The 22,286-nt window shown below is 69.9% G+C and carries 23 protein-coding genes and 1 pseudogene; 7 read left to right on the top strand and 17 right to left on the bottom strand.

The features are described 5' to 3' along the window. Positions 1–67 precede the first annotated feature (67 nt). From KQ297_RS07930 to KQ297_RS07920, 3 genes are all read left to right on the top strand, one after another. Positions 68–1,120, top strand: a complete 1,053-nt coding sequence (locus KQ297_RS07930) for a thiamine phosphate synthase (protein ID WP_259738939.1) — start codon at positions 68–70, stop codon at positions 1,118–1,120. Next, complete coding sequence (gene thiS / locus KQ297_RS07925) at positions 1,117–1,350, top strand: sulfur carrier protein ThiS (RefSeq protein ID WP_259738938.1); 234 nt, start codon at positions 1,117–1,119, stop codon at positions 1,348–1,350. Before KQ297_RS07930 ends, thiS begins: the two co-directional genes overlap by 4 nt. 80 nt (positions 1,351–1,430) lie before the next feature. Then, on the top strand, positions 1,431–2,357 hold the full coding sequence (locus tag KQ297_RS07920) for a DUF1517 domain-containing protein (protein WP_259738973.1): 927 nt from the start codon (positions 1,431–1,433) through the stop codon (positions 2,355–2,357). Here KQ297_RS07920 and larB read toward each other — a convergent pair. The 5 genes from larB to era form a co-directional block, all read right to left on the bottom strand. Continuing rightward, positions 2,326–3,039, bottom strand: coding sequence for a nickel pincer cofactor biosynthesis protein LarB (gene larB, locus KQ297_RS07915; protein WP_259738937.1), 714 nt, complete (start codon positions 3,037–3,039; stop codon positions 2,326–2,328). The genes KQ297_RS07920 and larB overlap by 32 nt on opposite strands. Then, a complete protein-coding gene (locus KQ297_RS07910; protein WP_259738972.1) occupies positions 3,036–3,443 on the bottom strand; it encodes a TIGR03792 family protein in 408 nt (135 codons plus the stop codon). The genes larB and KQ297_RS07910 overlap by 4 nt, the downstream gene beginning before the upstream one ends. 31 nt (positions 3,444–3,474) lie before the next feature. Further along, positions 3,475–4,689 carry a tRNA (guanosine(37)-N1)-methyltransferase TrmD gene (trmD, locus tag KQ297_RS07905; protein ID WP_259738971.1) on the bottom strand — a complete coding sequence of 405 codons (1,215 nt, stop codon included), beginning with the start codon at positions 4,687–4,689 and terminating at the stop codon, positions 3,475–3,477. Continuing rightward, positions 4,686–5,174: a phycobiliprotein lyase gene (locus KQ297_RS07900; protein WP_259738936.1), complete on the bottom strand. Its 489-nt coding sequence runs from the start codon at positions 5,172–5,174 to the stop codon at positions 4,686–4,688. Before KQ297_RS07900 ends, trmD begins: the two co-directional genes overlap by 4 nt. A gap of 78 nt (positions 5,175–5,252) precedes the next feature. Then, entirely contained in the window at positions 5,253–6,272 is a 1,020-nt protein-coding gene (gene era, locus KQ297_RS07895) for a GTPase Era (RefSeq protein WP_259738935.1), read from the bottom strand. Between the two features lie 31 nt (positions 6,273–6,303). On the opposite strand from era, the gene KQ297_RS07890 reads away from it, so the two are divergent. Beyond that, entirely contained in the window at positions 6,304–6,831 is a 528-nt protein-coding gene (locus KQ297_RS07890) for a hypothetical protein (protein ID WP_259738934.1), read from the top strand. 21 nt (positions 6,832–6,852) lie between these two features. Here KQ297_RS07890 and KQ297_RS07885 read toward each other — a convergent pair whose 3' ends face one another. The 5 genes from KQ297_RS07885 to KQ297_RS07865 form a co-directional block, all read right to left on the bottom strand. After that, positions 6,853–7,587, bottom strand: coding sequence for a Bax inhibitor-1 family protein (locus KQ297_RS07885; protein WP_185464943.1), 735 nt, complete (start codon positions 7,585–7,587; stop codon positions 6,853–6,855). Between the two features lie 65 nt (positions 7,588–7,652). After that, positions 7,653–8,651: a PhoH family protein gene (locus tag KQ297_RS07880; RefSeq protein ID WP_259738933.1), complete on the bottom strand. Its 999-nt coding sequence runs from the start codon at positions 8,649–8,651 to the stop codon at positions 7,653–7,655. A gap of 11 nt (positions 8,652–8,662) precedes the next feature. Beyond that, positions 8,663–9,034: a 30S ribosomal protein S16 gene (gene rpsP, locus KQ297_RS07875; RefSeq protein WP_259738932.1), complete on the bottom strand. Its 372-nt coding sequence runs from the start codon at positions 9,032–9,034 to the stop codon at positions 8,663–8,665. Positions 9,035–9,130: 96 nt separating this feature from the next. Next, a complete protein-coding gene (ffh, locus tag KQ297_RS07870) occupies positions 9,131–10,576 on the bottom strand; it encodes a signal recognition particle protein (protein WP_259738931.1) in 1,446 nt (481 codons plus the stop codon). 90 nt (positions 10,577–10,666) lie between these two features. Then, complete coding sequence (locus tag KQ297_RS07865; RefSeq protein WP_259738930.1) at positions 10,667–12,616, bottom strand: IMS domain-containing protein; 1,950 nt, start codon at positions 12,614–12,616, stop codon at positions 10,667–10,669. A 124-nt stretch (positions 12,617–12,740) separates the two neighbouring features. On the opposite strand from KQ297_RS07865, the gene pdhA reads away from it, so the two are divergent. Continuing rightward, positions 12,741–13,832 (top strand): pyruvate dehydrogenase (acetyl-transferring) E1 component subunit alpha, encoded by a 1,092-nt coding sequence (gene pdhA, locus KQ297_RS07860; protein WP_185464938.1) that lies wholly within the window; start codon positions 12,741–12,743, stop codon positions 13,830–13,832. 18 nt (positions 13,833–13,850) lie between these two features. On the opposite strand, the gene KQ297_RS07855 is transcribed toward pdhA, so the two are convergent. Beyond that, on the bottom strand, positions 13,851–14,777 hold the full coding sequence (locus KQ297_RS07855; RefSeq protein ID WP_259738929.1) for a sigma-70 family RNA polymerase sigma factor: 927 nt from the start codon (positions 14,775–14,777) through the stop codon (positions 13,851–13,853). A 98-nt stretch (positions 14,778–14,875) separates the two neighbouring features. Then, positions 14,876–16,420 (bottom strand): NAD(P)H-hydrate dehydratase, encoded by a 1,545-nt coding sequence (locus tag KQ297_RS07850; RefSeq protein ID WP_259738928.1) that lies wholly within the window; start codon positions 16,418–16,420, stop codon positions 14,876–14,878. Between the two features lie 240 nt (positions 16,421–16,660). On the opposite strand from KQ297_RS07850, the gene mnmA reads away from it, so the two are divergent. Beyond that, on the top strand, positions 16,661–17,791 hold the full coding sequence (mnmA, locus tag KQ297_RS07845; protein ID WP_259738970.1) for a tRNA 2-thiouridine(34) synthase MnmA: 1,131 nt from the start codon (positions 16,661–16,663) through the stop codon (positions 17,789–17,791). Here mnmA and KQ297_RS07840 read toward each other — a convergent pair. The 3 genes from KQ297_RS07840 to KQ297_RS07830 are packed head-to-tail and all read right to left on the bottom strand — an operon-like array spanning position 17,782 to position 19,906. Further along, positions 17,782–18,033 carry a 2Fe-2S iron-sulfur cluster-binding protein gene (locus tag KQ297_RS07840; RefSeq protein ID WP_259738927.1) on the bottom strand — a complete coding sequence of 84 codons (252 nt, stop codon included), beginning with the start codon at positions 18,031–18,033 and terminating at the stop codon, positions 17,782–17,784. The two genes, mnmA and KQ297_RS07840, sit on opposite strands and share 10 nt — an antisense overlap. Beyond that, positions 18,030–19,514, bottom strand: coding sequence for a cobyric acid synthase (locus tag KQ297_RS07835; protein ID WP_259738926.1), 1,485 nt, complete (start codon positions 19,512–19,514; stop codon positions 18,030–18,032). The genes KQ297_RS07840 and KQ297_RS07835 overlap by 4 nt, the downstream gene beginning before the upstream one ends. A gap of 8 nt (positions 19,515–19,522) precedes the next feature. Beyond that, complete coding sequence (locus KQ297_RS07830; RefSeq protein ID WP_259738925.1) at positions 19,523–19,906, bottom strand: Npun_F0494 family protein; 384 nt, start codon at positions 19,904–19,906, stop codon at positions 19,523–19,525. Positions 19,907–20,041: 135 nt separating this feature from the next. On the opposite strand from KQ297_RS07830, the gene KQ297_RS07825 reads away from it, so the two are divergent. Beyond that, positions 20,042–20,650, top strand: a complete 609-nt coding sequence (locus tag KQ297_RS07825) for a nucleoside triphosphate pyrophosphatase (protein WP_259738924.1) — start codon at positions 20,042–20,044, stop codon at positions 20,648–20,650. Between the two features lie 107 nt (positions 20,651–20,757). On the opposite strand, the gene psbC is transcribed toward KQ297_RS07825, so the two are convergent. Together psbC and KQ297_RS07815 are read right to left on the bottom strand one after the other, a co-directional pair. Further along, a complete protein-coding gene (gene psbC, locus KQ297_RS07820) occupies positions 20,758–22,122 on the bottom strand; it encodes a photosystem II reaction center protein CP43 (protein ID WP_221629759.1) in 1,365 nt (454 codons plus the stop codon). A gap of 7 nt (positions 22,123–22,129) precedes the next feature. Continuing rightward, positions 22,130–22,286, bottom strand: a pseudogene (locus KQ297_RS07815) (photosystem II D2 protein (photosystem q(a) protein)); the annotation flags it as partial.

The following is a 22,286-nucleotide window of genomic DNA, read 5'->3' as shown; positions in this document are numbered from 1 at the left end:
TCACCGCCACCGAAATCCATTGCCGTCTGCCCTGGAGTCGGCCCCACCTTACGCAGGTTCCGATCCCGTGAATGCCGCCCCGACGACGCCTGAGCCGGCCGTGCTGCGCCTGCTCGACGCCAACCTCGATCGCGCCCGCGAAGGTCTGCGGGTGCTGGAAGACTGGTGCCGCTTCGGCCTCGATCGCCAGGACCTGGTGGCCCGCCTCAAGGACCTGCGCCAGCGCCTGGGTCGCTGCCACCGCGCCGCTTACAAGGCCGCCCGCCACACCGCCAGCGACGGGGGCGCCGGCCTGGCCCATCCCGCCCAGAGCGAGCGGCAGCAACCGGTGCAGGTGGTGGCTGCCAACGCCGGCCGGGCCCAGGAGGCCCTGCGGGTGCTGGAGGAGTTCGGTCGCGGCCATGATCCTCAGCTGGCGACTGAGGCCGCCGCGATCCGCTACGCCCTCTACGACCTGGAGGTGGATCTGATGCGGGCCTGCGGCGCCGCCGCCGGCCGCCGCGACCAGCTGCTGCGCTGCCATCTGTACCTGATCACCAGCCCGTCGCCCCGCCTGCTTGCAACCGTGACCGCGGCCCTGGAGGCGGGGGTGCGCCTGGTTCAGTACCGCGCCAAGGAGGCCGACGACCTGCAGCGCTGGCAGGAGGCCCGCGCCCTCCGTCAGCTCTGCTCCCGCTATGGCGCGTTGTTCATCGTCAACGACCGGGTCGATCTGGCTCTGGCGGTGCAGGCCGATGGGGTGCACCTGGGCCAGGGGGATCTGCCCCCCGCCGAGGCGCGGCGCCTGCTGGGCCCCGATCGCCTGATCGGCCGCAGCACCCAGCGGATCGAGCAGTTGCGCCAGGCGGTGGCCGATGGCTGCGACTACGTGGGTGTCGGCCCCATCAACGCCACCCCCACCAAGCCGGGGCGCGACCCCGTGGGTCTGGCCTACGTGAGCCAGGCGGCTGCTGAAAGCCCGATTCCGTTCTTCGCCATCGGCGGACTCGAGTCCACCACCCTGCCGCCAGTGCTCTCGGCCGGCGGTCGGCGGGTGGCGGTGGTGCGGGCGATCATTGAGGCTGAAGATCCGCACAGGGCCAGCCGCGAGCTGCTCGAGGCCCTGCAGGAGGAGGCATGAGCGACACCAGCAGGGCCGGCGGCGGCGTCACGATCCAGCTCAACGGGGAAGCGCGCCCCTGCCCCTCAGGCCTGCATCTGCTGGAGGTGCTGCGGCACTTCGGCTATGAACCGCGGCTGGTGGTGGTGGAGTTCAACGGTGTGATTCTGCCCCGCACCGCCTGGGCTGAGCAGGCCGTTGGCGAGGACGCCGTACTCGAGGTGGTCACCATCGTGGGGGGTGGTTCCTAGATTCGGCGCACTTGCTTCGGGTGACACCTGTGTCCCCTCGTCCCTTCCCGATCGCCTTCCTGAGGCTGCGCCGGCTGACCATGGTGGCTCTGATGCCCCTGCTGGTCTGTGGGTTGCTGCTGCTCTCGTCGCCGTCGCCCAGCTGGGCGGCCCGCGGCGGGCGCATCGGCGGCGGCAGCTTCCGCTCAGCGCCCTCCATGCCCCGCAGCTACAGCGGCGGTGGCGGCGGCTACCGGGGCGGCTACGGCGGTGGCGGTTATCGCGGTGGGTACGGCGGCGGGATCGGCTTCCCCTTCCTGATCCCCATCTTCGGATTCGGCGGTGGGGGGCTGTTCGGCTTCCTGATCCTGATGGCGATCGCCGGTTTTCTCGTCAACGCCCTGCGCGGCGCTGGCGGTTCCATGACCGGCGGGGAGGGTGGCCGTCTGGCCGCGGCTCCCCGCGCCGACGGTCCGGTCACCATCGCCCAGCTGCAGGTGGGCCTGCTGGCCTCCGCCCGGGAGCTCCAGGACGATCTGCGCCGCCTGGCCGCCACGGCAGACACCACCGGCAGCGCCGGCCTGCAGCGGCTGCTCCAGGAGACCAGCCTCTCCCTGCTGCGCCAGCCCGAGCTCTGGGTCTACGCCAACAGCGAACTGGGCCAGGTCCCCTTCGCCACGGCTGAATCCACCTTCAACCGCCTCTCGATGACCGAGCGCAGCAAGCTGCGCAGTGAGGTCACCTCCAACGTGCGTGGTCAGCGCTTCCAGGATGAAGCGGCCGCCAGTGGACCCACCGATGCGGCCAGCGACTTCATCGCGGTCACCCTGCTGGTGGCCAGCCGGGGCCGCATCCCGCTCAAGCCCTTCACCAGCGCCGACGGTCTGCGGGATGCCCTCGGCGTGATCGGGGCGGTCTCGGTCAGCGACCTGATCGCCCTTGAGGTGATCTGGCAGCCCGAGGGCAAGGGGGAAGTGCTCAGCACCGAGGAGCTGCTCACGGCCTATCCGCAGCTGCAGCACCTCTGAGGGCCAGCAGGATGCGCAGGGCCGCCATGGCGGCCCCATAGCCATTGTCGATGTTCACCACACTGAGTCCAGGGGCGCAGCTGGCGAGCATCCCGTTCAGGGCCGCCACCCCACCGGCACTCACGCCGTAGCCCACCGACACCGGAACGCCGATCACCGGCTGGGGCAGCAGTCCGGCCAGCACCGTGGGCAGGGCGCCTTCCATGCCGGCGCAGGCGATCAGCACCCGGGCGCTGCGCAGTCGCGGCAGCTGATCCAGCAGCCTGTGCAGACCGGCCACGCCCACATCCACCACCAGCTCGGTGGTCACCCCATGGCAGCGCAGGGCCAGCTGGGCCTCGTGGGCCACGGGCAGATCGCTGGTGCCGCCGCAGAGCACCTGCACCAGGCCCAGGGCCGGATCCGCGGCGGGGATGGGGCCGCTGGTGAGGCAGCGGGCCTGGCCGTGGTGCTGCAGCTCGCCGGCAAGCTGGGGCCTCTGGCGCTGCAGCCACTCCTGAATGGCCGCCGCCTTCCCCTCAGCCACCCGGGTCACCAGGGCCAGTTCGCCGGCCTCGTGCAGGCGCTCGAGGATCGTCACGATCTGATCGATGTCTTTGCTTTCGCCCCAGACCGCCTCCACCATCCCCAGCCGCTGGCGCCGCCCCAGATCCAGCCGCGCCAGGGGCTCGGGCGTGGTCATTGGGGGATCAGTTCAGCGCTGAACAGCAGGGGAAAGGGATGGGGGTCGCTGCGGCCGGTCCCCTGCCGCGCCAGTTCGTCGAAGCGCTGCTGGACCCGTTGCACCTCGGCGTCGGCGATGCCCTGCCACTGGCGGCGGCTGGCCCAGTGGATCAGCAGAAGCCCCTCTTCGCCGGCGGCATCCCAGTAGATCCGCCGCTCAAGAAAACCGCTCTGCCGGCGCAACCACGGCTCCCAGCTCTGCCGCTCCGCCTCCAGCCAGGGCTCGCGATCGGCGGCCGGCACCTTCAGGCGCAACACCTCCACCACCACCTGTTCGCTGCTGGCCCCCTGGGTTGGCTGAGCCGGTGCCAGCGGGGTTTCCCCGGCAGCGGCGACGGTGGTGGGTGTCACACCGAGGAGCATGACCAACAGCAGCAGTGCCAGGGCGCAGACCCTACCCATTCCCGCCACCGCACGGCTCCAGCAGGGCCACGGCGTGACAGGCGATCCCCTCCTCCCGCCCGGTGGGACCGAGGGTCTCGTTGGTGGTGGCCTTGATGCCTACCTGTTCCGGATCGAGGCCCATGCGCCGGGCGATCGCCGCGCGCATGGCGGCGATGTGGGGCCGCAGCTTCGGGCGCTCGGCAATCACCACCGTGTCGACATTCACCACCCGCCAGCCCCGCGCCTGCACCAGGGCCACCACCTGCTCCAGCAGCACCAGGCTGTCGGCACCCCGCCAGCGCTCATCGTCGGGGGAGAAGTGCTGGCCGATGTCCCCCAGGCTGAGGGCCCCCAGCAGGGCATCCATCAGGGCATGGACCAGCACGTCGGCATCGCTGTGACCATCGAGGCCGAGCCCGGCGGGATGCTCCAGGGTCAGCCCCCCCAGGATCAGGGGGCGCCCGGGCACCAGCCGGTGGATGTCGTAGCCGTTGCCGATCCGCATCTGCATGGATCCATCCTGGCGGTTGGCTGCCTGCAGCCAGCGCTGGTAGAGGTCAGGCCGCCGCAGGCGGGTGCGCTCCTGCTGCTGCTCGGCCCGCCAGCGGGCGATGGCGCCGTGGTCGCCGCTGCGCAACACCTCCGGCACCGCCAGGCCCCGGAATTCGGCCGGGCGGGTGTAGTGGGGATGCTCCAGCAGCAGGCCGCTGTGGCTCTCCTCCACCAGCGACGCGGCGCTGCCCACCGTGCCCGGCAGCAGCCTCACCACCCCGTTGATCAGCACCATCGCCGCCAGCTCGCCGCCGGTGAGCACGAAATCTCCGAGCGACACCTCTTCATCGGCCAGGGTGCGGATGCGCTCGTCGAAGCCCTCGTAGTGGCCGCAGAGCAGCACCAGCTGGTCATGCTCGCGGGCCCAGCGCTGCAGGTCGCCCTGGCGTAGGGGCTGGCCCTGGGGACTGAGCAGCAGCACCCGGCGCCGTTCCAGCACGGGAATCGACTCGAAGGCCGCAAACAGCGGCTCCGGCTTGAGCACCATGCCCGCCCCACCGCCGTAGGGTTGATCGTCGACCTTGCGGTACCGATCGCTGGCGTGATCGCGGGGGTTGTGGGTGTGCAGTTCGGCGATGCCGGCGCTGAAGGCCCGCCCGATCACCCCGAGGCTGGCCAGCGGCGCGAACGACTCGGGGGCCAGGCTCAACACATCCAGCCGCATCGCGCTCAGGACTCCGCCGGGGCCGGGCGGCTGACGCGCCTGATCTCCGAGCAGAAGCTGGCCTGCTCGGGCTGACCATCGGCGCCGTTGACGATGACGCTGCGCAGGCGCAGGTTCGGTTTGGTGAACCAGATCCGCTCCCGCTGCTCCTGATCGCCGCTGGCGATCACCAGCTCCAGGCTGCCGTCGGGCCACAGCTGCCAGCGGCCGATGCTGCCCTCGGCGTCCTGCAGGCTGCCGCCGGCCTCGAAGCCCAGCAGGCGGGAGAGGCCATCGGGGGCGGTCACCTCCAGCCCCCCCAGGGAACGGCCTGGCGCAGCGGGCAGCAGGGCCACCGCCAGCTCGCCGCGGTGACTGTCGTGCCAGGCGTCGTCGTCGCCCGTGGCGGCCGCACTGGCCTCCATCTGGCTGCGCAGCACCATCCACTGGCCGGCGCAGAGGTCGAGAAAGGCTGGCAGGTCCTCGGGGGGGAAGGCAGGGCTGGTGCCGGTCACGGCGGGGGAGCGGGCTGGCTGTTCATCCTCTCAGTCGCTGCGATCTTCAGTCGCCGCTCTCTTCAGTCGCCGCTCTCTTCATTCGCCTCGGTAGCCGAGTTCCGCCAGCCGCGCCGGGTTGCGCCGCCAGTTGGGCACCACCTTCACGAACAGCTCCAGGTACACCGGCCCGTTGAACACCTTCTGCATCTGGGCCCTGGCGCCGCTGCCGATCTCCTTGAGCATCTGGCCGCGTTTGCCGATCAGGATCCCCTTCTGGCTGGAGCGCTCCACCAGCACCGTGGCCAGCACGGCGATGCGCTTGCCGTCTTCCACGATCCGCTCCACCTGCACCGCCACGGAGTGGGGCACCTCCTCGCGGGTGTGGGTCAGCACCTGCTCGCGGATCAGCTCCGCCAGCAGCAACCGCTCGGGTTGATCGCTGACCGCATCCGGCGGGTAGAGGTGGGGGCCGAGGGGCAGCCGCGCGGCCAGGGCCTCCACCAGCTCCGGGCAGCCCGCACCGGTGCTGGCGCTGCAGGGCAGGAGGGGCCAGCCGCTGCGGCGCTGGCCGGGATCGGCCGGGTCGGCCCGCTGGTCGGAGAGGGCCAGCAGCTCCCGGTAGCTGGCCTCCAGCTCGCCGGCCCTGGCGGGGTCCACGAGATCACTTTTGTTGAGCGCCACCAGCACCGGCGCCCGGCTGTGACGCAGCAGCTCCACGATGAACCCGTCGCCCCGGCCGGCCGGTTCGCTGCCGTCCACCAGCAGCAGCACCACGTCCACTTCCCCGATCGCCCCGCGGGCGCTTTTGACCAGGCGTTCCCCCAGCAGGTGGTGTGGCTTGTGGATGCCGGGGGTGTCAAGCAGCACCAGCTGGGCGCCGGCGGTGGTGAGGATCCCGCGCAGACGGTTGCGGGTGGTCTGGGCCAGCGGGGAGGTGATCGCCACCTTTTCGCCCACCAGGCGGTTGAGCAGGGTTGATTTGCCGACGTTGGGGCGCCCGATCAGGGCCACGAAGCCGGAGCGGAAGCCGTCAGGGGCCTGCTGGGGCAGCGGCAGGGGAAGGCCCTCGCTGGGCTGCTCCTCCAGGTCGGTCTCACGGGGGCCCGGCTTGTCCATAACCTCAACAGTGCCAGCCCAGCGGTTCGTGATGTCGGCGTCCACTCCTGCCACCCCCACCTTTCCCCAGGCGATGGAGATCGCGGCGGCCTGGCTGGGCCACTGGGAGAACGGTGAACTCAGCGATGAGGTGTTGGCGGATCGGGTGGGGGAGCTGGTGGCCAGCCTCGATGGAGCCCGAGGCTTTTTCGTGGTGGCCCTCACCCACGACGCGCCCCTGATGGACCGCCTGCCCGAGCCTCTGGTGCTCAGCCTGCGCCAGGCCGGGGATGGGGTGGTGGATCTCACCGCCCGCAACCTGGCCATGAGCACGGCGATGGCGCTGCACCACCAGCGCGCGGATGATCAGGCCCAGCAGGCCCGATCGGAGCGGGTGTCTCGCCGCTGCACGGAGCTGCTGCGGTTGCTCGAGCCGATGGCTGTCAAGAAACGGCTGGAGGTGCTGATGGCCGGTGCGGGCGGATCCGGCGACGACGTGGCCTTCCTTGATCGCTGGGGCTACGACCCAGCCCAGCGCCGATCCATTCGCGCAGCTGTGCTGGCGGTGGCCGACGCCTGAGGCGATCTGTCGCTCAGCCGTTCAGTCGCGACGACCGCCGCCGTTGAGGGCAATGATCAGGCGCAGGATGAAGATGAACAGGTTGATGTAGGTGAGGTACATGCCCAGAGCGCCGGCCAGGTACTGGTCGTCGCTGTAGGTGCGCGGCATCGTGTAGAAGTCGAGGAAAGCGGCTCCCACGAACAGCACGGTGCCGAAACCGGCGATCAGCAGCTCGAAACCGCTGCCCCCGAAACCCGGGATGAACAGGCCTCCCACGAGCTGCACCACCATGGCGATGATCAGGCCGAGGATGCCCAGGCCCACCACACCGGAGAGGGCCTGACCGATGGAGTCGCTCATGCGACGACCCACCACCGAGGCGATCAGGAAGGTGATGCCTGTGGCCAGGGTGGCGGTGCCGATGGCACCCACTCCGGCCACGTTGAGGGCGTAGGCCACGATCCCGCTCAGGGTGAAGCCGGTGATCAGGCTGTAGACCGTGAGGATCGGCAGGGCCGTGCCGGTGTTGCCCTTGGTGGCCGCGTTCTGGGCCACGAAGAAGAGGATGAAGTTGCCGATCAGGGCCACCCAGAACAGGGGCATGAACAGCCCGGGGCTGCTGGCCATCAGGGAGAGGCCGCCAATCACGCCGGCCGCGGTGAGCACCATGCCACCGCCCACGTAGGGCAGCGCCTTGTTGACGACGTTGGGACCGACCAGAGCGCCCTGCTGGGCCTCGCGGATCGCTTCCTGAAAATTGCTGCTGGCTGGCATCGGACCAGTGATTTCGGTTCCCACCATCCTGCCAGTGCCGGCAGGGCGGGGGTGTGCGGATCTCCCTATCCCCGCTGGGACGTCCGCGGCGCCCCGCCGCCGTCGCGGCGGGCGTAGGCCTGCACCAGCCGCTGCACCAGGGGGTGGCGCACCACGTCGGCGGCGGTGAGGTGGCAGATCGCGACGCCCTCCACGCCCGCCAGCACCCCGGCGGCCTCCACCAGGCCACTGAGCTGATCCCTGGGCAGATCCGACTGGGTGGGATCCCCGGTGACCACCATGCGTGAGTTCTCCCCAAGCCGGGTGAGCACCATGCGCATCTGGGCGGTGGTGGTGTTCTGCGCCTCGTCGAGGATCACGAAGGCATCGGCCAGCGTTCGGCCGCGCATGTAGGCGAGTGGCGCCACCTCGATCACCCCTTTCTCGAGCAGGGCGCCGGTGCGCTCCGCCCCCAGCAGGCCGTGCAGGGCGTCGTAGAGAGGCCGCAGGTAGGGGTCGACCTTCTGCTGCAGATCCCCCGGCAGAAACCCCAGCCGCTCGCCGGCTTCCACCGCGGGGCGGGTGAGGATCAGGCGCTCCACCCGCCGCTCCTGGAGCATGCGCACGGCCTGAATCGTGGCCAGGAAGGTCTTGCCGGTTCCGGCCGGACCCAGGGCCAGGGTGAGGTCGTGGCGCTCCATGGCCTCCACGTAGCTCTTCTGGCGCACCGTGCGTGGGCGCAGCAGTCTGCCGCTCTGGCTGCGGGCCAGCACCTGCTGGGAGAGCTCGCGATGTTCGCTGCTGCGACCGGTGTCGAGGGCGGTGAGGGCTGTCTGCAGATCGACGGCGCTGATCGCCTGACCCTCTGCCCAGAGGGGCCGGAGCAACTCCACCAGGGCCGAGGCCCGCTCCAGCTGGGGGGGCCTGCCCTGCATCACCAGCTGCAACCCCCGCAGCACCAGGGAGGCGCCGGTGAGGGCCTCGAGGCGATGCAGGTTGGTTTCTGCCTCGCCGGCCAGTGCAAGGGCTCCCTCCTGGTGGGGAAGATCGATCGAGAAGCGAGGAAGCGTTTCAGCCCCGGCCATGGGGCGTCCGCTCAGGCATCGGCGCTGCTGGCTTCGCTCTCAGGAGCTGCGGCGGCTGCGGCTTTGGCTTTGGCGGCTTCCTTGACGGCGGCTTCGCGGCCGGCGGCCTGCTTGGCCTTGCCGACGGTCTCACCCGGACGGATGGTCTTCTCGATCAGCCCGCCTTTCTCGAGCAGGGAGCGGACGGTGTCGGTGGGTTGGGCTCCCTGGCCCAGGCGCACGCGGATCGCCTCGGCGTCGAGGCGGGTTTCCTTGGTGCGGGGGTTGTAGAAGCCAAGCTCCTCGAGCGGCAGACCGTCCCGGCGGGAGGTGCTGTTGGTGGCCACCAGGCGGAAGCTCGCTTCCCGCTTCTTGCCGAACCGCTTCAGGCGGAGCTTGATCATCGTGGCCTTGCCTTGCTGACTTGGGGTTTGGGTTGGGCGGAAACTCCGCCTGGCGGTGGAATCACACGCCAAACAAGCACTTTACCCTGCCGCCCATCAAAGCTGGCCGAATCCCTTGCGCTTCTTGGGGGGACGGCTGGCCTTGCGGGAGCCGCCGCCCCGCCCCGCCGGCGCCGGCATTCCCGGCATTCCCGGTATTCCGGGCATCCCTGGCATTCCGGGCATCCCTGGCATTCCGGGCATGCCGCCGCGGGTCATCTGCTGCATGAAGCCGCGCATCTTCTGAAAGTCGGCCAGCACCTTGTCCACATCGGCCGGGCTGTGGCCGCTGCCGGAGGCGATCCGCCGCCGGCGCGAGGGCTGGGCCGCCAGCAGCTGGGGCTGCTCCCGCTCGGTTGCCGTCATCGAGCCGATCATCGCCTCGATCTTCTTGAGCTGGTCCTCCCCCTGCCTGAGCATGCCGTCGTCGATCTTGTTCATGCCGGGGATCAGCTTCATCAGGCCGCCCAGGGAGCCCATGCGCTTGATCAGGCGCATCTGCTGCAGGAAATCGGAGAAGTCGAACGAGGCTTCCTGCAGCTTCTGCTGCATGCGCGCCACGTCGGCCAGCTCCACCTCCTTGCTGGCTTTCTCCACCAGGGTGAGCACATCGCCCATGCCCAGGATGCGGCTGGCCATCCGCTCGGGGTGGAAGGGCTGCAGGGCCTCCACCTTCTCGCCGGTGCCGATGAACTTGATCGGGGCACCGCTCACCTTGCGGATCGAGAGGGCGGCGCCACCGCGGGAGTCGCCGTCGAGCTTGGTGAGCACAGCGCCGGTGAGGCCCACCTGCTCATGGAAGGCTCGGGTGAGTTCGGCCGCCTCCTGGCCGATCATCGAATCCACCACCAGCAGCACCTCATCGGGTGCCGCGGCCTGGCGGATCCGCACCATCTCCTGCATCATGCCGGCGTCGATCTGAAGCCGGCCGGCGGTGTCCACCAGCACGGTGTCGAAGCCCTCGTCCTTCGCCCTGGCGATGCCGGCGGCGGCGATGTCCTCCGGAGAGGCGTCAGCCCCCAGGCTGAACACCTCCACGCCGATCTGCGCCCCCAGCGTCTGCAGCTGGTCGATGGCGGCGGGGCGGTAGACATCGGCGGCCACCAGCAGCGCCCGTTTTCCCTGTTCCTTGAGGTGCAGGCCCAGCTTGGCGGTGGCCGTGGTCTTGCCGGCGCCCTGCAGGCCCGCCATCAGGATCACGGTGGGCGCCTGATCCGCCGCCTTCAGTGGCGCGTTCTCGCCGCCCATCACCTCCACCAGGGCCTGATGCACCAGCTGGATGAACTGCTGGTCGGGGCTGACGCCGCGCACCACCTCGGCGCCCACCGCCTTGGCGCGCACCTCGTCGATGAACCCCTTGACCACCTCTAGGCTCACATCGGCCTCGAGCAGGGCGCGGCGCACCTGCTTGAGGGCCCCCTCCACGTTGCTCTCCGTGATCCGGTCCTGGCCCTTCAGGCTCTTGACCGCATCCTCAAAACGCTGGGACAGCTCGTCGAACATGGTGGCGCAGAAGGGGTGACCCGCAGGATCAATCGTTCCCACAGACCCTGACACAACGGCAGGGAGGCTGCCGATCAGGCCAGGAGGCCCTCAGCGGCGGCGGAAATCAGCCAGTTTCCAGGTACCGCCGTCGCGGGCGAAGACGTAGATGTTGCGCAGGTCGGCGCTGGTCCTGGGCTCGATCACCTTGTCGCCTGAGCGGATCTCCTCGCTGTAGTCGAGCTGCACATCGGCCTCGATCCGCCGCGGGCTCCGGTCGGTGAGCGAGAACTGCCGGATCGTGGCCTCCATCTTCTGGCGCTGGCCTCTGGCCTCCAGCCTGCGGGCCTGGGAGCGCAGCTCACGCACCAGGGCCGGGCGGGCCAGCTGATCGAGGTCGGCGGCCGTGGAACGCCCATCCAGCAGCGCCGCCTTGGCCGCCAGCCAGCTCTCCAGCAGACGGCGCACATCGTCCTGGCTGGGGTCGGCGCTGGTGAGGGGGACCGGGGCGGCAGTCTGCGGGGGTGCCGGTGGGCTTGGGCTGGGGGCCTGGCTGCTGACGGGTGGTGGCGGCTGCGGGGCTGCCTCCGGCCGGGGACGCCTCAGCAGCCAGAGGCCGGCGATCAGGGCGACCCCGGCCGCCAGCACGATCCAGAGCACGGCCTTCGGCCTGGTGGACCGGGGCCGGGGCTGACTGGCCTGCTCTCCGCTGGCCTGCTCCTGATCAGGAGGACGGTGAGGCTCAGCCGTTTCGGTGGCCCCGGGGTTGATCCAGGGGGGTGGCGGGAGGCTGCTTTCGAGGTCGAGCTCGGGTCGCGCCCAGGCGGCGTCCCCCGCGGCGAGGGGATCGATGGCTTTCAAGTCGCCGGCCTGGCCGCGGGCCTGGCGGCGATCCTGCTGCTCGACGAAGGCCTGCACATCCCGATCGGCGAAGTAGGCATCGAGATCGGCATCCACCTCGATGTCGCGGTAACCGGGGAGCACGTCGCGGCTCAGCCAGTCGCGGCAGTAGGAGCAGAGCTGGGCCAGGGGGTCGTCTGACTGCTCCGCGGCCCAGGCCTTCAGCTCCGGAGCCGCTGCGGAACCGAAACGGTCCAGGGCCTGCTCGATCTGGCCGAGCAGGAGATGCAGGCAGGCCAGCAGGGGCTCGACACCAGGCTGGCCCAGGGCCTGCAGGCGGGTCTGGGCGGCGGCGATGCGCTCGGGCTTGCGCTGGGCGAAACCTGAGGCGGTGAGGGCGCAGCTCGCCAGGAACCCCGCGGCCTCCGATCCGTTCTCGGCCCAGCGGCCGAACAGATCCACCTGCTCCTGGACGGTGAGAAAGAGCCGGATCTGCTTCATGAAGGCCTGAAAGTCCTCCTGGGGCAGGCTGGGGTCCTGCTGGCCCTCCAGTCCTCCGCGGCGCTTCACCAGACTCTCGAGCAGCTCGAGTCCTTCGGCTCGTTCAGCAGTGGCGGTGAGCGGTCGGCTGACCAGGCCGAGCACCCGGAAGGGGAGCAGCCCGTGCAGGTCGCCCGCCAGCTTCACCCGCTCATCAGGGACCTGACCCATGCGCTGCAGCAGCTGGATGCCCTGCTGAAGGGTCTGGGCCGCGGCCTCGTAATGGCGCTGGTCGCGCAGCTCGGAGGCGGCGGCGCGGCAGGCCAGAGCGGCCAGCAGCGAGAGATCAGCCTCTCGGCCGCTGCCCAGGGCCGGAGCCTGGGGCGGTTGCAGGCAGTTGAAGGCGGCCTTGAAGGCCTCCGATGGCAGCCCGGCTTCCAGCAGCAGCAGCAGCCCGCCGATCTCCTTCGACGGGGCGACATCGAGGCCAGCCGCCACCCCTTCGCCCTCACCCCCCTGTTCGATCGCCATCAGCTGGGCCTCGTAGGCCTGGCGGCGCTGCGAATCGGAGAGCACGTCGGCGCTGGTCTCCAGCAGGTCGGCGCGAGCTCGGATCGTCTCCAGGGTGAAGCCCTGATCCGGTGCCCGCTCGAGCCGATGCTGCAGGGTGCGCAGCACGGTCTGGGCATCACTGGCCGGGCTCACACCGAGCAGACGAAAGTGGTCGATCGGCAGTTCCAACCCCGGCAGCTCGCGGACCCTTGATCCTGGGTGTTGGGGCGAGTGTAGGCAGTGGCATCGGTTTTGACCTTTCCAGCCTGGCCCTCCCCCTACAGTCGTGAACAAAAGCCCCGACTCCCTTGCCATGACTCAGGAGATCGCCGCCACTCTCCAACCGGCAGCCGACGGGGCTGCTGCCGCCGGCAGCCATGCCGAACGCCTGGCGGCGCTTTACCCGGCCGGGCCGGCCACCGTGAGCCGCGATGAGGGCCTCACCCTCTACCGCGACATGACCCTGGGTCGCCGCTTCGAAGACAAGTGCGCCGAGATGTACTACCGGGGCAAGATGTTCGGCTTCGTTCACCTCTACAACGGGCAGGAAGCCGTCTCCACAGGGGTGATCAAGGCCATGCGGGCCCAGCACGACTGGTTCTGCAGCACCTACCGCGACCACGTGCATGCCCTCAGCGCCGGGGTGCCGGCCCGGGAGGTGATGAGTGAGCTGTTCGGCAAGGCCACGGGCTGCAGCAAAGGGCGTGGCGGATCGATGCACCTCTTCTCCCGTGAGCACCATCTGCTCGGGGGCTATGCCTTCATCGGTGAGGGCATTCCGGTGGCCCTCGGTGCCGCCTTCACCAGCCGCTACAAGCGTGAGGCCCTCGGCGAGGCCGACAGTGACGCCGTGACCGCCGCCTTTTTCGGAGACGGCACCTGCAACAACGGACAGTTCTTCGAATGCCTGAACATGGCGGCGCTCTGGAAGTTGCCGATCCTGTTCGTCGTCGAGAACAACAAATGGGCGATCGGCATGGCCCACGACCGGGCCACCAGCGATCCGGAGATCTGGCGCAAGGCTGCCTCCTTCGGCATGGCGGGTGAGGAGGTCGACGGCATGGATGTGCTGGCGGTGCGCGCCGCCGCCCAGCGCGCCGTGGAGCGGGCCCGGGCCGGTGAGGGTCCCACCCTGCTGGAATGCCTCACCTACCGCTTCCGTGGCCATTCCCTGGCCGATCCCGACGAGCTGCGCAGCGAAGTGGAGAAGGAGTTCTGGGCCAAGCGGGATCCGCTCAAGGCGCTGGCGGCCCATCTCACCACCCACGGACTGGCCACCGCCGAGGAGCTGAAGGCGATCGAGAAGGAGATCGACGCCGAAGTGGCCGATGCCGTGGAGTTCGCCGTCGGCGCCCCCGAGCCCGATCCTGGCGAACTCACCCGCTACATCTGGGCTGAGGACTGACCCAGCCCGGGGTGGGAGTCAGAGCTGGCTGGGCAGGCGGCTGGTGAGGCCGCGCAGCTTGCGCAGCGCCTTGAGCTCCACCTGGCGAACCAGCTCGCGGGACACCTTCAGTTGCCGACCGATTTCAGCCAGGGTGTGGCGCTCCCGGCCATCCAGCCCGAAGCGCAGGGCAAGCACCTGGCGTTCCTGGTCGCTGAGGTGGCTCAGCCAGCGCTCCAGCTGCTCGTGGTGCATGCCCCGTTCCACCTGATCAAGGGGCTCCTCGTGGCTGGAATCGGCGATCAGATCACCGAGGAAGCTGCGCCCTTCCTCGCCATTCACCGGCGCATCCAGGCTGGAGGTGGTCAGCGACTGGCGCAACAGCCCATCGAGCTCCTCGATCGGAATCGCCATGGCCTCGGCGATCTCGCTGCGGCTGGGCATGGCCCCGAGCTTGTGGGCCAGCTCCAGGCTCACCCGGCGAACGGCGCTGAGGCGCTCGCTCAGATGCACCGGCAGGCGGATCGTGCGCGACTGGCAGGCGATCGCCCGGGTCATGCTCTGGCGGATCCACCAGAAGGCATAGGTGGAGAACTTGTAGCCGCGGGTGGGATCGAACTTCTCGACCGCCCGCTCCAGTCCGAGTGATCCTTCCTGAATCAGATCCAGAAGTTCAAGACCTTTACCCTGGTACTTCTTGGCCACGCTGACCACGAGGCGAAGATTGGCCTTCATCATGCGCTCCTTGGCGCGACGACCCAGGCGCAGCAACCGTCGCTGGCGCACGAGAGGTGGATCCGGCACCCCGGCTTCCAGCAGCTGCATCATGGCCTGCACCTGGTTGCCCAGTTCGATCTCCTCGGCAGGCGTGAGCAGGGGCACCCGTCCGATCGTGCCCAGATACCAGCTGATCGGATCGCTCCCCCGCCGCCGCTGCTCGCGGGGCTTGAGGGTGGAGGCTGTCATGCGCCCAATCCGGAGGTTCGCTTCAATGTCTGATGAAGATCATCAAAAACGATGTGACTTCAGCAACCTTTCAAGGTTGTGCAAGTAAAACGACACAATCAGTGGGTCAGGGACGCTGCCAGGGCCTGGGGAGTCACCTGACCCGCACCGAGCCGTCGCCGGGCCGCCAGCCCCGCCTGGGCATGGGCCAGGGCGGCGGCAGCCAGGGTGGTGGTTTCTCCTGGCGATGATCCAGCGGCGATCGCCACGGCGCCTCGCCCCGCCGCGAATCCCGCCAGCACATCACCGGCGCCGGCCCGGGCGGCCTCCGGCGCCGCCTCCAGCAGCTGCCAGCGCCTCCCATCCGGCGCCGCAATCACGCTGCGGGCCCCTTTGAGCACCAGTGATGCGCCACTGCGCTCGGCAGCGGCAGCGGCGGCCTCCAGCGGCGCGTCGCCGGCCAGATCAGGGAACAGGCGGGCGAATTCACCCCCATGGGGTGTCAACCATGTGGGCCCACGCCGCGCCTGCAGCCAGGCCATCGCCTCGCCAGCCACACCGGCGGCCAGCTGGTTGAGACCATCGGCATCGATCACCACCAGCCCGCTGAAGCCCTGCAGGGCCCCCCAGAGCGGCGGGCTGTCGGGCCCTTCCCAGGAGGCGGCCGGCCCAAGCCCCGGGCCGATCAGCAGCGCATCGAGCCGCTCCAGGGCGCCGGGCTCCCCCGGCGCTGGCCCCAGAACCACATGGGGCAGCAGGCTCCAGAGCTGCTGGGCCACCCGCTCGGGCACGGCCGCCCGCAGGCTGCCGCAGCCGCTGGCGCTCGCCCCCAGCAGGCTGAGCAGGGCCGCGCCGGGGTAGGCGGCGCTGCCGCTCACCACCAGCAGGCGGCCCCGGCCGTACTTGGCGACCTCGGGCGCCGGCTCCAGGGGTGGGGCGCTGGCCTGGTCCGGGCCGCCCAGGCCCAGGGGCTGATCCGCGGGCAGCTTCGCCAGCAGCGCCGCCGGCAGCCCCAGATCCAGGCGCTCCAGCTGTCCCACCCAGGCCAGAGCCCGATCCTGGACCAGTCCCTGCTTGATCAGGCCGAGGCAGTAGGTGCTGCGCGCCCGGGCGGCCCAGCTCCCCAGCAGCCTGCCGCTGTCGGCACAGAGACCGGTGGGGGTGTCGATGGCCACCAGCCGGCCCGGCCTCAGCCGCGCCCGCTCGGCCAGCAGGGTCTCGATCGCTTCCCCGGGAGGGCGCCGCTGGCCGATGCCGAAGAGCCCATCGATCCAGAGGGCGCCGCCGGCGGGATCAGGGGTGGAGCTCAGTCGCTCGATGCCGAGCCAGAGGGCATGGCGCCAATGGGATGCGGTGAGCGGTTTCTGACGCTCGAAGGGGCTCCAGAGCCGCACCTTCACCCCGGCCAGGTGCAGTTCCCGGGCCACCACCAGGGCATCCCCGCCGTTGTGACCGGGGCCCACCAGCACCAGCGCCCCCTCGCGCAGGGCCCCCGGCTCGCTCAGCAGCCGGGCGCTGATCGTCAGGGCCGCCTTCTCCATCAGGGCTTCCACCGGGAGCCCGCTGTCGAAGAGCTGTTGCTCCAGCTGCGCCATCTGCTCGGAGCGCACCAGCAGGTGGGCGGCGTCCCTGAGGGGCCAGTGGATCGGGTCGCTGCTGGTCACGGGGGTCCTGGGCAGGGCGATGGACGGGGGACCCGTCGCCGGGGCCCCGGTCCCATGATGGGAACACCGCCCTGCTGTTTCGTTCCTCCCCTGCTCCGGAGGCTTCCGGTTTTGACCACCACCGCCCCAGCCTCCGGCCAAGGCTCCCCCGGCCGTGCCGATGCTCCTGCCCCTCGCGGCGCCGTCACCGCCGCTGTCACCGCCGCTGTCACCGCCGCTGGCGCGGCGGCGCTCGAGCGTCTGCGCGCCTGGCCCGGGGAGCATCGGGTGGCCGTGGGTCTCTCCGGTGGGGTCGACAGCTCCCTGACCGCCGCGCTGCTGGTGGCGGCCGGCTGGCAGGTGGAGGGTCTCACCCTCTGGCTGATGAGCGGCAAGGGGGCCTGCTGCGCCGAGGGGCTGGTGGATGCCGCCGGCCTCTGTGAGCAGCTGGGGGTGCCCCACCACGTGGTCGACAGCCGCGAGCGCTTCCAGCAGCAGATCGTCGACTTTCTCGTTCAGGGCTATGGGGATGGGGTCACCCCGCTGCCCTGCTCCCGTTGCAACCGGGAGGTGAAATTCACCCCGATGCTGGAGTGGGCGGAGGCCGAACTCGGGATCAGCCGCATCGCCACCGGTCACTACGCCCGGGTCCGCCTCGCCGACACCGGTGCCGGCAGCGGCCGCCACCAGCTGCTGCGCGGCCTCGATGCCCACAAGGACCAGAGCTATTTCCTCTACGACCTGCCCCAGGCGGTGCTGGCCCGGCTGGTGTTCCCGCTCGGGGAACTCACCAAGCCCGACACCCGGCTGGAGGCCGAAGCCCTCGGCCTGCGCACCGCCGCCAAGCCCGAGAGTCAGGATCTCTGCCTGGCCGATCACCACGGCTCGATGAAGGCCTTTCTCGATGCCTACCTGCCGCCTCGCCAGGGCCAGATCGTGCTGGCCGACGGCACGGTGGTGGGCGAGCACGATGGCATCGAGCACTTCACGATCGGCCAGCGCAAGGGCCTCGGGGTGGCCTGGAGCGAGCCCCTGCATGTGGTGCGCCTCGATGGGGCGATGAACCGGGTGGTGGTGGCTCCCCGAGCCGAGGCGGCCTGCGGCGCCTGCGTGGTGGGCGCGATCAACTGGGTCTCCATCCCCCCGCCCGATGGCCCCCTGGAGCTGGAGGTGCAGGTGCGCTATCGCAGCGCACCGGTGGCCGCCCGGCTCACCCCCCTGGCGCCCACCGACGCCGACCGGGCCTCCGGACGGCCGGCTCGTGGGCGCCTGCAATTCAGTGAGGAGCAGTTCTCGATCACCCCGGGCCAGGCGGCCGTTTTCTATGCCGGGGAGCTGGTGCTCGGCGGCGGGCTGATTCAGGGCCCACCGCCGGATCGGGCTCACCAGTAGGGATCGCTGGCCAGCTCCACCTGCAGTTCGCCACTGCGGGCCGCGGGCACCGTGGCGATGCAGGCCCGCACCACCCGGCCGTTCACCTCGATCTCACAGGCCCCGCAACTGCCCCCCAGGCAGCCGGTGGGGATCGTCTGGCCGGCTTCGGCGGCCGCCTGCAGCCAGTCGGTGCCGGGGAGCACCTGGGTGCTGCGGCCATCGGGCCAGTGCACGGTGATCGGCGTGGCGGCGGGCTTCACGCTTGATCCAGAAGGGGGGCCAGGTTCACGTGGGTCTCGAAGGCCTCGGCGAGTCGATCCAGCAGGGCCTCCCGCTGCTGGCCGTGGTGCGGCTGCCGCTCACTCAGCAGGCTCAGCCCGCGGCGGAGGCGCAGCTGATTCAGCCAGCGCCGCCGCCAGGGTCCAGAGTCGAACACCCCATGCAGATAGGTGCCAGCCACCACGCCACCGTTTTCTCCGGCCCTCCACCAGCCGAGGCCTTCGCGCTCGGCGATGGGCCGGCACTGGTCAGGCTCCTGGCACTCGCTCTGGCCCCGGTGCAATTCGAATCCCTCCAGCGCCAGGCTGCTGCCCGGCGGCCAGAGGGCCGGGGCGCAGACCTGCTGCGTCGCCTTGTTGTTGCCGTACTGGGTGATCAGGGGCAACAGCCCCAGCCCGGCGTGCTCGCCGCCGCCGCCACCCCCTTCGAGGCCGTGGGGATCCAGCAGGCTGCGGCCCAGCATCTGCAGGCCGCCGCAGAGGCCGAAGAGATGGCCGCCCCCGGAGACATACCGCCCCAGGTCGTCGCCAAGGCCGCTGGCGCGCAGGGCCTCCAGATCCCGCAGGGTCTGCTTGCTGCCGGGGATCACCACCGCATCGGGGGTGCCGAGCGCCTCTCCAGGGCGAACCCAGCGCAGCCGCACGCTGGGCTCCGCTTCGAGCGGATCGAGATCGGAGAAGTTGCTGATCGAGGGCAGGCGGAGCACGGCGATCTCCAGCTCCGCGTCGGGTTTGCCCGCCTTGCGCTCCAGCAGGTCGAGTGAATCCTCGGGAGGGAAGAGCTCATCGAGCCAGGGCATCACCCCCAGCACCGGCAGGCCGGTGCGGCGCTCCAGCCAGCTGCGGCCCTCGTCGAAGAGCTCCCGCCGGCCGCGGAAACGGTTGATCAGGATGCCCCTGATCAGGGGCCGCTCCACCGGTCGCAGCAGGGCCAGGGTGCCCACGATCTGCGCGAAGACTCCCCCCCGCTCGATGTCGGCCACCAGCAGGCAGCGGGCCCGCAGGAACTGGGCCAGGCGCAGGTTGGTGAGATCCCGGGCCTGCAGATTCACCTCCACGGGGCTGCCGGCCCCCTCCAGCACCAGCCGACCGCCTGGATGGCTGGTCTGCAGATCGCTCAGGCCCTGGCGGATCGCCGCCCAGCCCGGGCGGAACCAGTCGCGGTAGTAGTGCTCGGCGCGGCACACCCCCACCGAGCGCCCCAGATGGATCACTTCGCTGGTGCTGTCCCCCTGGGGCTTGAGCAGCACGGGATTCATCGCCACGGTGGGCTCCAGACCCGCCGCCCAGGCCTGCAGGGCCTGGCTGTAGGCCATCTCGCCACCCCCCGGATCCACCCAGGCATTGAGGCTCATGTTCTGGCCCTTGAAAGGCAGTGGCGTTTCGCCCCGGCGCAGCAGCACCCGGCAGAGGGCAGCGGCCATCAGCGATTTGCCCGCGCCGCTGCTGGTTCCCAGCACCATCAGCGACGTCACAGGCGCGGCCAGCGACGGCGCAGCCCATGGCGAATGCGCTCCAGCAGGCCGGCCCGGGGGATCTCCTCACTCCAGCCCTCCAGCAGGTCCCGCCCCATCGGCGTGAGTCGCACCCGCTCGGTCAGCCCCTGGCCATCCACCTCCCGGCGCAGCACCCCCACCCGGATCAACCAGATGAAGTGGTCTTCGGCCCGCTCGCTGCTCAGGGGGGCGACGGTGAGCTCGGTTTGGTCGGCTCGCCGGCTGAGCTCCTCGCTGCTGATCGCCTCGCCGCTGAGCAGCCTGTAGAACGCCCGCCGGAAAGGAAGGCAGCGCAGGGCACTGGCGGCTCGGTTCAGGGAGCGGGGATCGTTGAGGGTGCCGGGGAGGGAGCCATCCATGGCCCGATTCTCCCGGATCAGCCCTCGTGCTCGTGGCTGCTTCGCAGGGGGTGATTCGCGCAGGCATTCACTCGGCCGATCGCCCCGTCAGGGGAGAATCCTGAGCATCGTGGAAGGGCCAGGAGGCCGCTGTCGATGGCGCAAGCTCCACTGGTGCTGGCCTCCGCCTCACCGGCTCGACGACGCCTGCTGGAGCAGGCGGGCATCCCCCACCGGGTGCAGGTGAGCGGCGTCGATGAGGAGGCCTGGCGGGATCCGGATCCCCTGCAGCTGGTGCAGGCCCTGGCGCGGGCCAAGGCCGAGGCGGTCGGGCGAGAGCTGCTGCTGGCTGCGGGGGAGCGTGTGGGCGGGGTGCTGGGCTGCGACTCCCTGTTCGTGCTCGCCGGGGCCGTGTATGGCAAGCCCCGCGATGCCGAGGAGGCCACCAGCCGCTGGCGGCGCATGGCCGGCTCCTGGGGGGAGCTGCATACGGGCCATTGCCTGCTACCCGCGCCGGAAGCCACGCCTCTGCTGGCCACGGTCACCACCCGCGTGAAGTTCGCGCAGCTCAGTGAGGCGGCGATCGCCGCTTATGTGGCCACCGGTGAGCCCCTGAGCTGTGCCGGCGGCTTTGCCCTCGAAGGCCGGGGCGCTCCCCTGGTGGAGCGCATCGAGGGCTGCTTCAGCAACGTGATCGGCCTGAGCCTGCCTCTGCTGCGCCGCTGGCTGGCCCAGAGCGACTCCCCTGAGTGGCCGCTCACCTGAGCCGATCAGCGGAAGATCTGGGCGTTCTGGGGAGTCGGGCCATGAAAAAACCCCCCGCCATGGCGGGGGGTTGACGATGGCTGCAGGGCCGAAGGGCCTGAAGAGGATCAGTCGAGATCCGGCATGGCCAGGGTGGGCTCGGCCTGACGGTCGATGCCCTTCTCGAAACCGGCGGCGGCGGCGCGGGCGCGGCCCGCGTGCCAGAGGTGACCCACCAGGAAGAAGAAGGCGAGCACGAACTGGGTGGCCGAGAGCCACTGCCGCACGTTCACGAAGTTCACCGAGTTGGGTTCGGTGATGATGCCGCCCACGGAATTGAGGGAGGCGTTGGGAGCGTGGGTCATGTATTCAGCCGCCCGACGCACCTGCCAGGGCTGAATGTCGTTCTGGAGCTTGTCGAGGCTGAGGCCGTTGGGGCCGCGCAGGGGCTCCAGCCAGGGACCGCGGAAGTCCCAGAAGCGCATGGTCTCACCACCGAAGATGATCTCGCCGGTGGGGGAGCGCATCAGGTATTTGCCCAGGCCGGTGGGGCCCATGGCAGAGCCGATGTTGGCACCGAGGCGCTGGTCACGCACCAGGAAGGTGAAGCTCTGGGCCTGGGAGGCTTCGGCGTTGGTGGGGCCGTAGAACTCCGAGGGGTAAGCGGTGTTGTTGAACCAGATGTAGGCCGAGGCGATGAAGCTCATGAAGCTCAGAGCACCGAGGCTGTAGCTCAGGTAGGCCTCACCATTCCAGATGAAGGCACGGCGCACCCAGCCGAAGGGCTTGGTGATCACGTGCCAGATGCCACCGAAGATGCAGATCAGGCCGAGCCAGATGTGGCCACCGATGATGTCTTCCATCGAGTTGACACCGATGATCCAACCCTCGCCGCCGAAGGGGGCGCGGAACAGATAACCGAAGATCACACCCGGATCAAGGGTGGGGTTGGTGATCAGGCGCACGTCGCCACCGCCAGGTGCCCAGGTGTCGTAGACACCGCCGAAGAACATCGCCTTGAACACCAGCAGCAGACAACCCACACCCAGAAGGATGAGGTGATAGCCGATGATGTTGGTCATCTGGTTCTTGTCGCGCCAGTCCTGGGAGAAGAACGAGGAATAGTTCTCCAGGATTTCAGGACCCCGCAGGGCGTGGTACAGACCGCCGAGGCCGAGCACAGCGGAGCTGATCAGGTGCAGCACACCGACCACAAAGAACGGGTAGAGGCTGGTGACCTCACCGCCGGGGCCGACGCCGTAGCCGAGGGTGGCCACGTGGGGGAACAGGATCAGTCCCTGCTCGTACATCGGCTTGTCGAAGCTGAAGTGACTCACTTCGAACAGCATCATCGCTCCGGCCCAGAAGACCATCAGACCCGCGTGGGCCACGTGGGCGCCGAGCAGGCGACCGGAGAGATTGATCAGGCGGGCGTTACCGGCCCACCAGGCGTAACCGGTGGAGTCGAGGTCTTTGCCCCCGACGGCCACCATGGAGGAATTAAAGGGCGTTTCCACGGGGCAGAACCTCTTCAGGGAAGACGAAGTTTTCATGCGGCTGGTCGGCCGGTGCCATCCAGGCACGCAGACCTTCGTTCAGAAGAATGTTCTTCGTGTAGAAGGTCTCGAATTCGGGGTCCTCAGCGGCGCGGATCTCC

Source organism: Synechococcus sp. CS-205, from assembly GCF_025128255.1.
GTDB lineage: Bacteria > Cyanobacteriota > Cyanobacteriia > PCC-6307 > Cyanobiaceae > Regnicoccus_A.
This window is presented reverse-complemented; position numbering and strand designations above follow the sequence as displayed.

Bases quoted from the DNA above. Each gene is read 5' to 3' on its own strand.
- KQ297_RS07825 (WP_259738924.1), top strand. From the start codon at position 20,042: ATGGCGCAAGCTCCACTGGTGCTGGCCTCCGCCTCACCGGCTCGACGA.
- KQ297_RS07920 (WP_259738973.1), top strand. From the start codon at position 1,431: ATGGTGGCTCTGATGCCCCTGCTGGTCTGTGGGTTGCTGCTGCTCTCG.
- pdhA (WP_185464938.1), top strand. From the start codon at position 12,741: ATGACTCAGGAGATCGCCGCCACTCTCCAACCGGCAGCCGACGGGGCT.
- KQ297_RS07910 (WP_259738972.1), bottom strand. From the start codon at position 3,443: ATGCTCCTCGGTGTGACACCCACCACCGTCGCCGCTGCCGGGGAAACC.
- KQ297_RS07830 (WP_259738925.1), bottom strand. From the start codon at position 19,906: ATGGATGGCTCCCTCCCCGGCACCCTCAACGATCCCCGCTCCCTGAAC.
- KQ297_RS07835 (WP_259738926.1), bottom strand. From the start codon at position 19,514: ATGGTGCTGGGAACCAGCAGCGGCGCGGGCAAATCGCTGATGGCCGCT.
- psbC (WP_221629759.1), bottom strand. From the start codon at position 22,122: ATGGTGGCCGTCGGGGGCAAAGACCTCGACTCCACCGGTTACGCCTGG.
- KQ297_RS07885 (WP_185464943.1), bottom strand. From the start codon at position 7,587: ATGCCAGCCAGCAGCAATTTTCAGGAAGCGATCCGCGAGGCCCAGCAG.
- KQ297_RS07855 (WP_259738929.1), bottom strand. From the start codon at position 14,777: ATGACAGCCTCCACCCTCAAGCCCCGCGAGCAGCGGCGGCGGGGGAGC.
- KQ297_RS07890 (WP_259738934.1), top strand. From the start codon at position 6,304: ATGTCGGCGTCCACTCCTGCCACCCCCACCTTTCCCCAGGCGATGGAG.
- KQ297_RS07880 (WP_259738933.1), bottom strand. From the start codon at position 8,651: ATGGCCGGGGCTGAAACGCTTCCTCGCTTCTCGATCGATCTTCCCCAC.
- thiS (WP_259738938.1), top strand. From the start codon at position 1,117: ATGAGCGACACCAGCAGGGCCGGCGGCGGCGTCACGATCCAGCTCAAC.
- larB (WP_259738937.1), bottom strand. From the start codon at position 3,039: ATGACCACGCCCGAGCCCCTGGCGCGGCTGGATCTGGGGCGGCGCCAG.
- rpsP (WP_259738932.1), bottom strand. From the start codon at position 9,034: ATGATCAAGCTCCGCCTGAAGCGGTTCGGCAAGAAGCGGGAAGCGAGC.
- era (WP_259738935.1), bottom strand. From the start codon at position 6,272: ATGGACAAGCCGGGCCCCCGTGAGACCGACCTGGAGGAGCAGCCCAGC.
- ffh (WP_259738931.1), bottom strand. From the start codon at position 10,576: ATGTTCGACGAGCTGTCCCAGCGTTTTGAGGATGCGGTCAAGAGCCTG.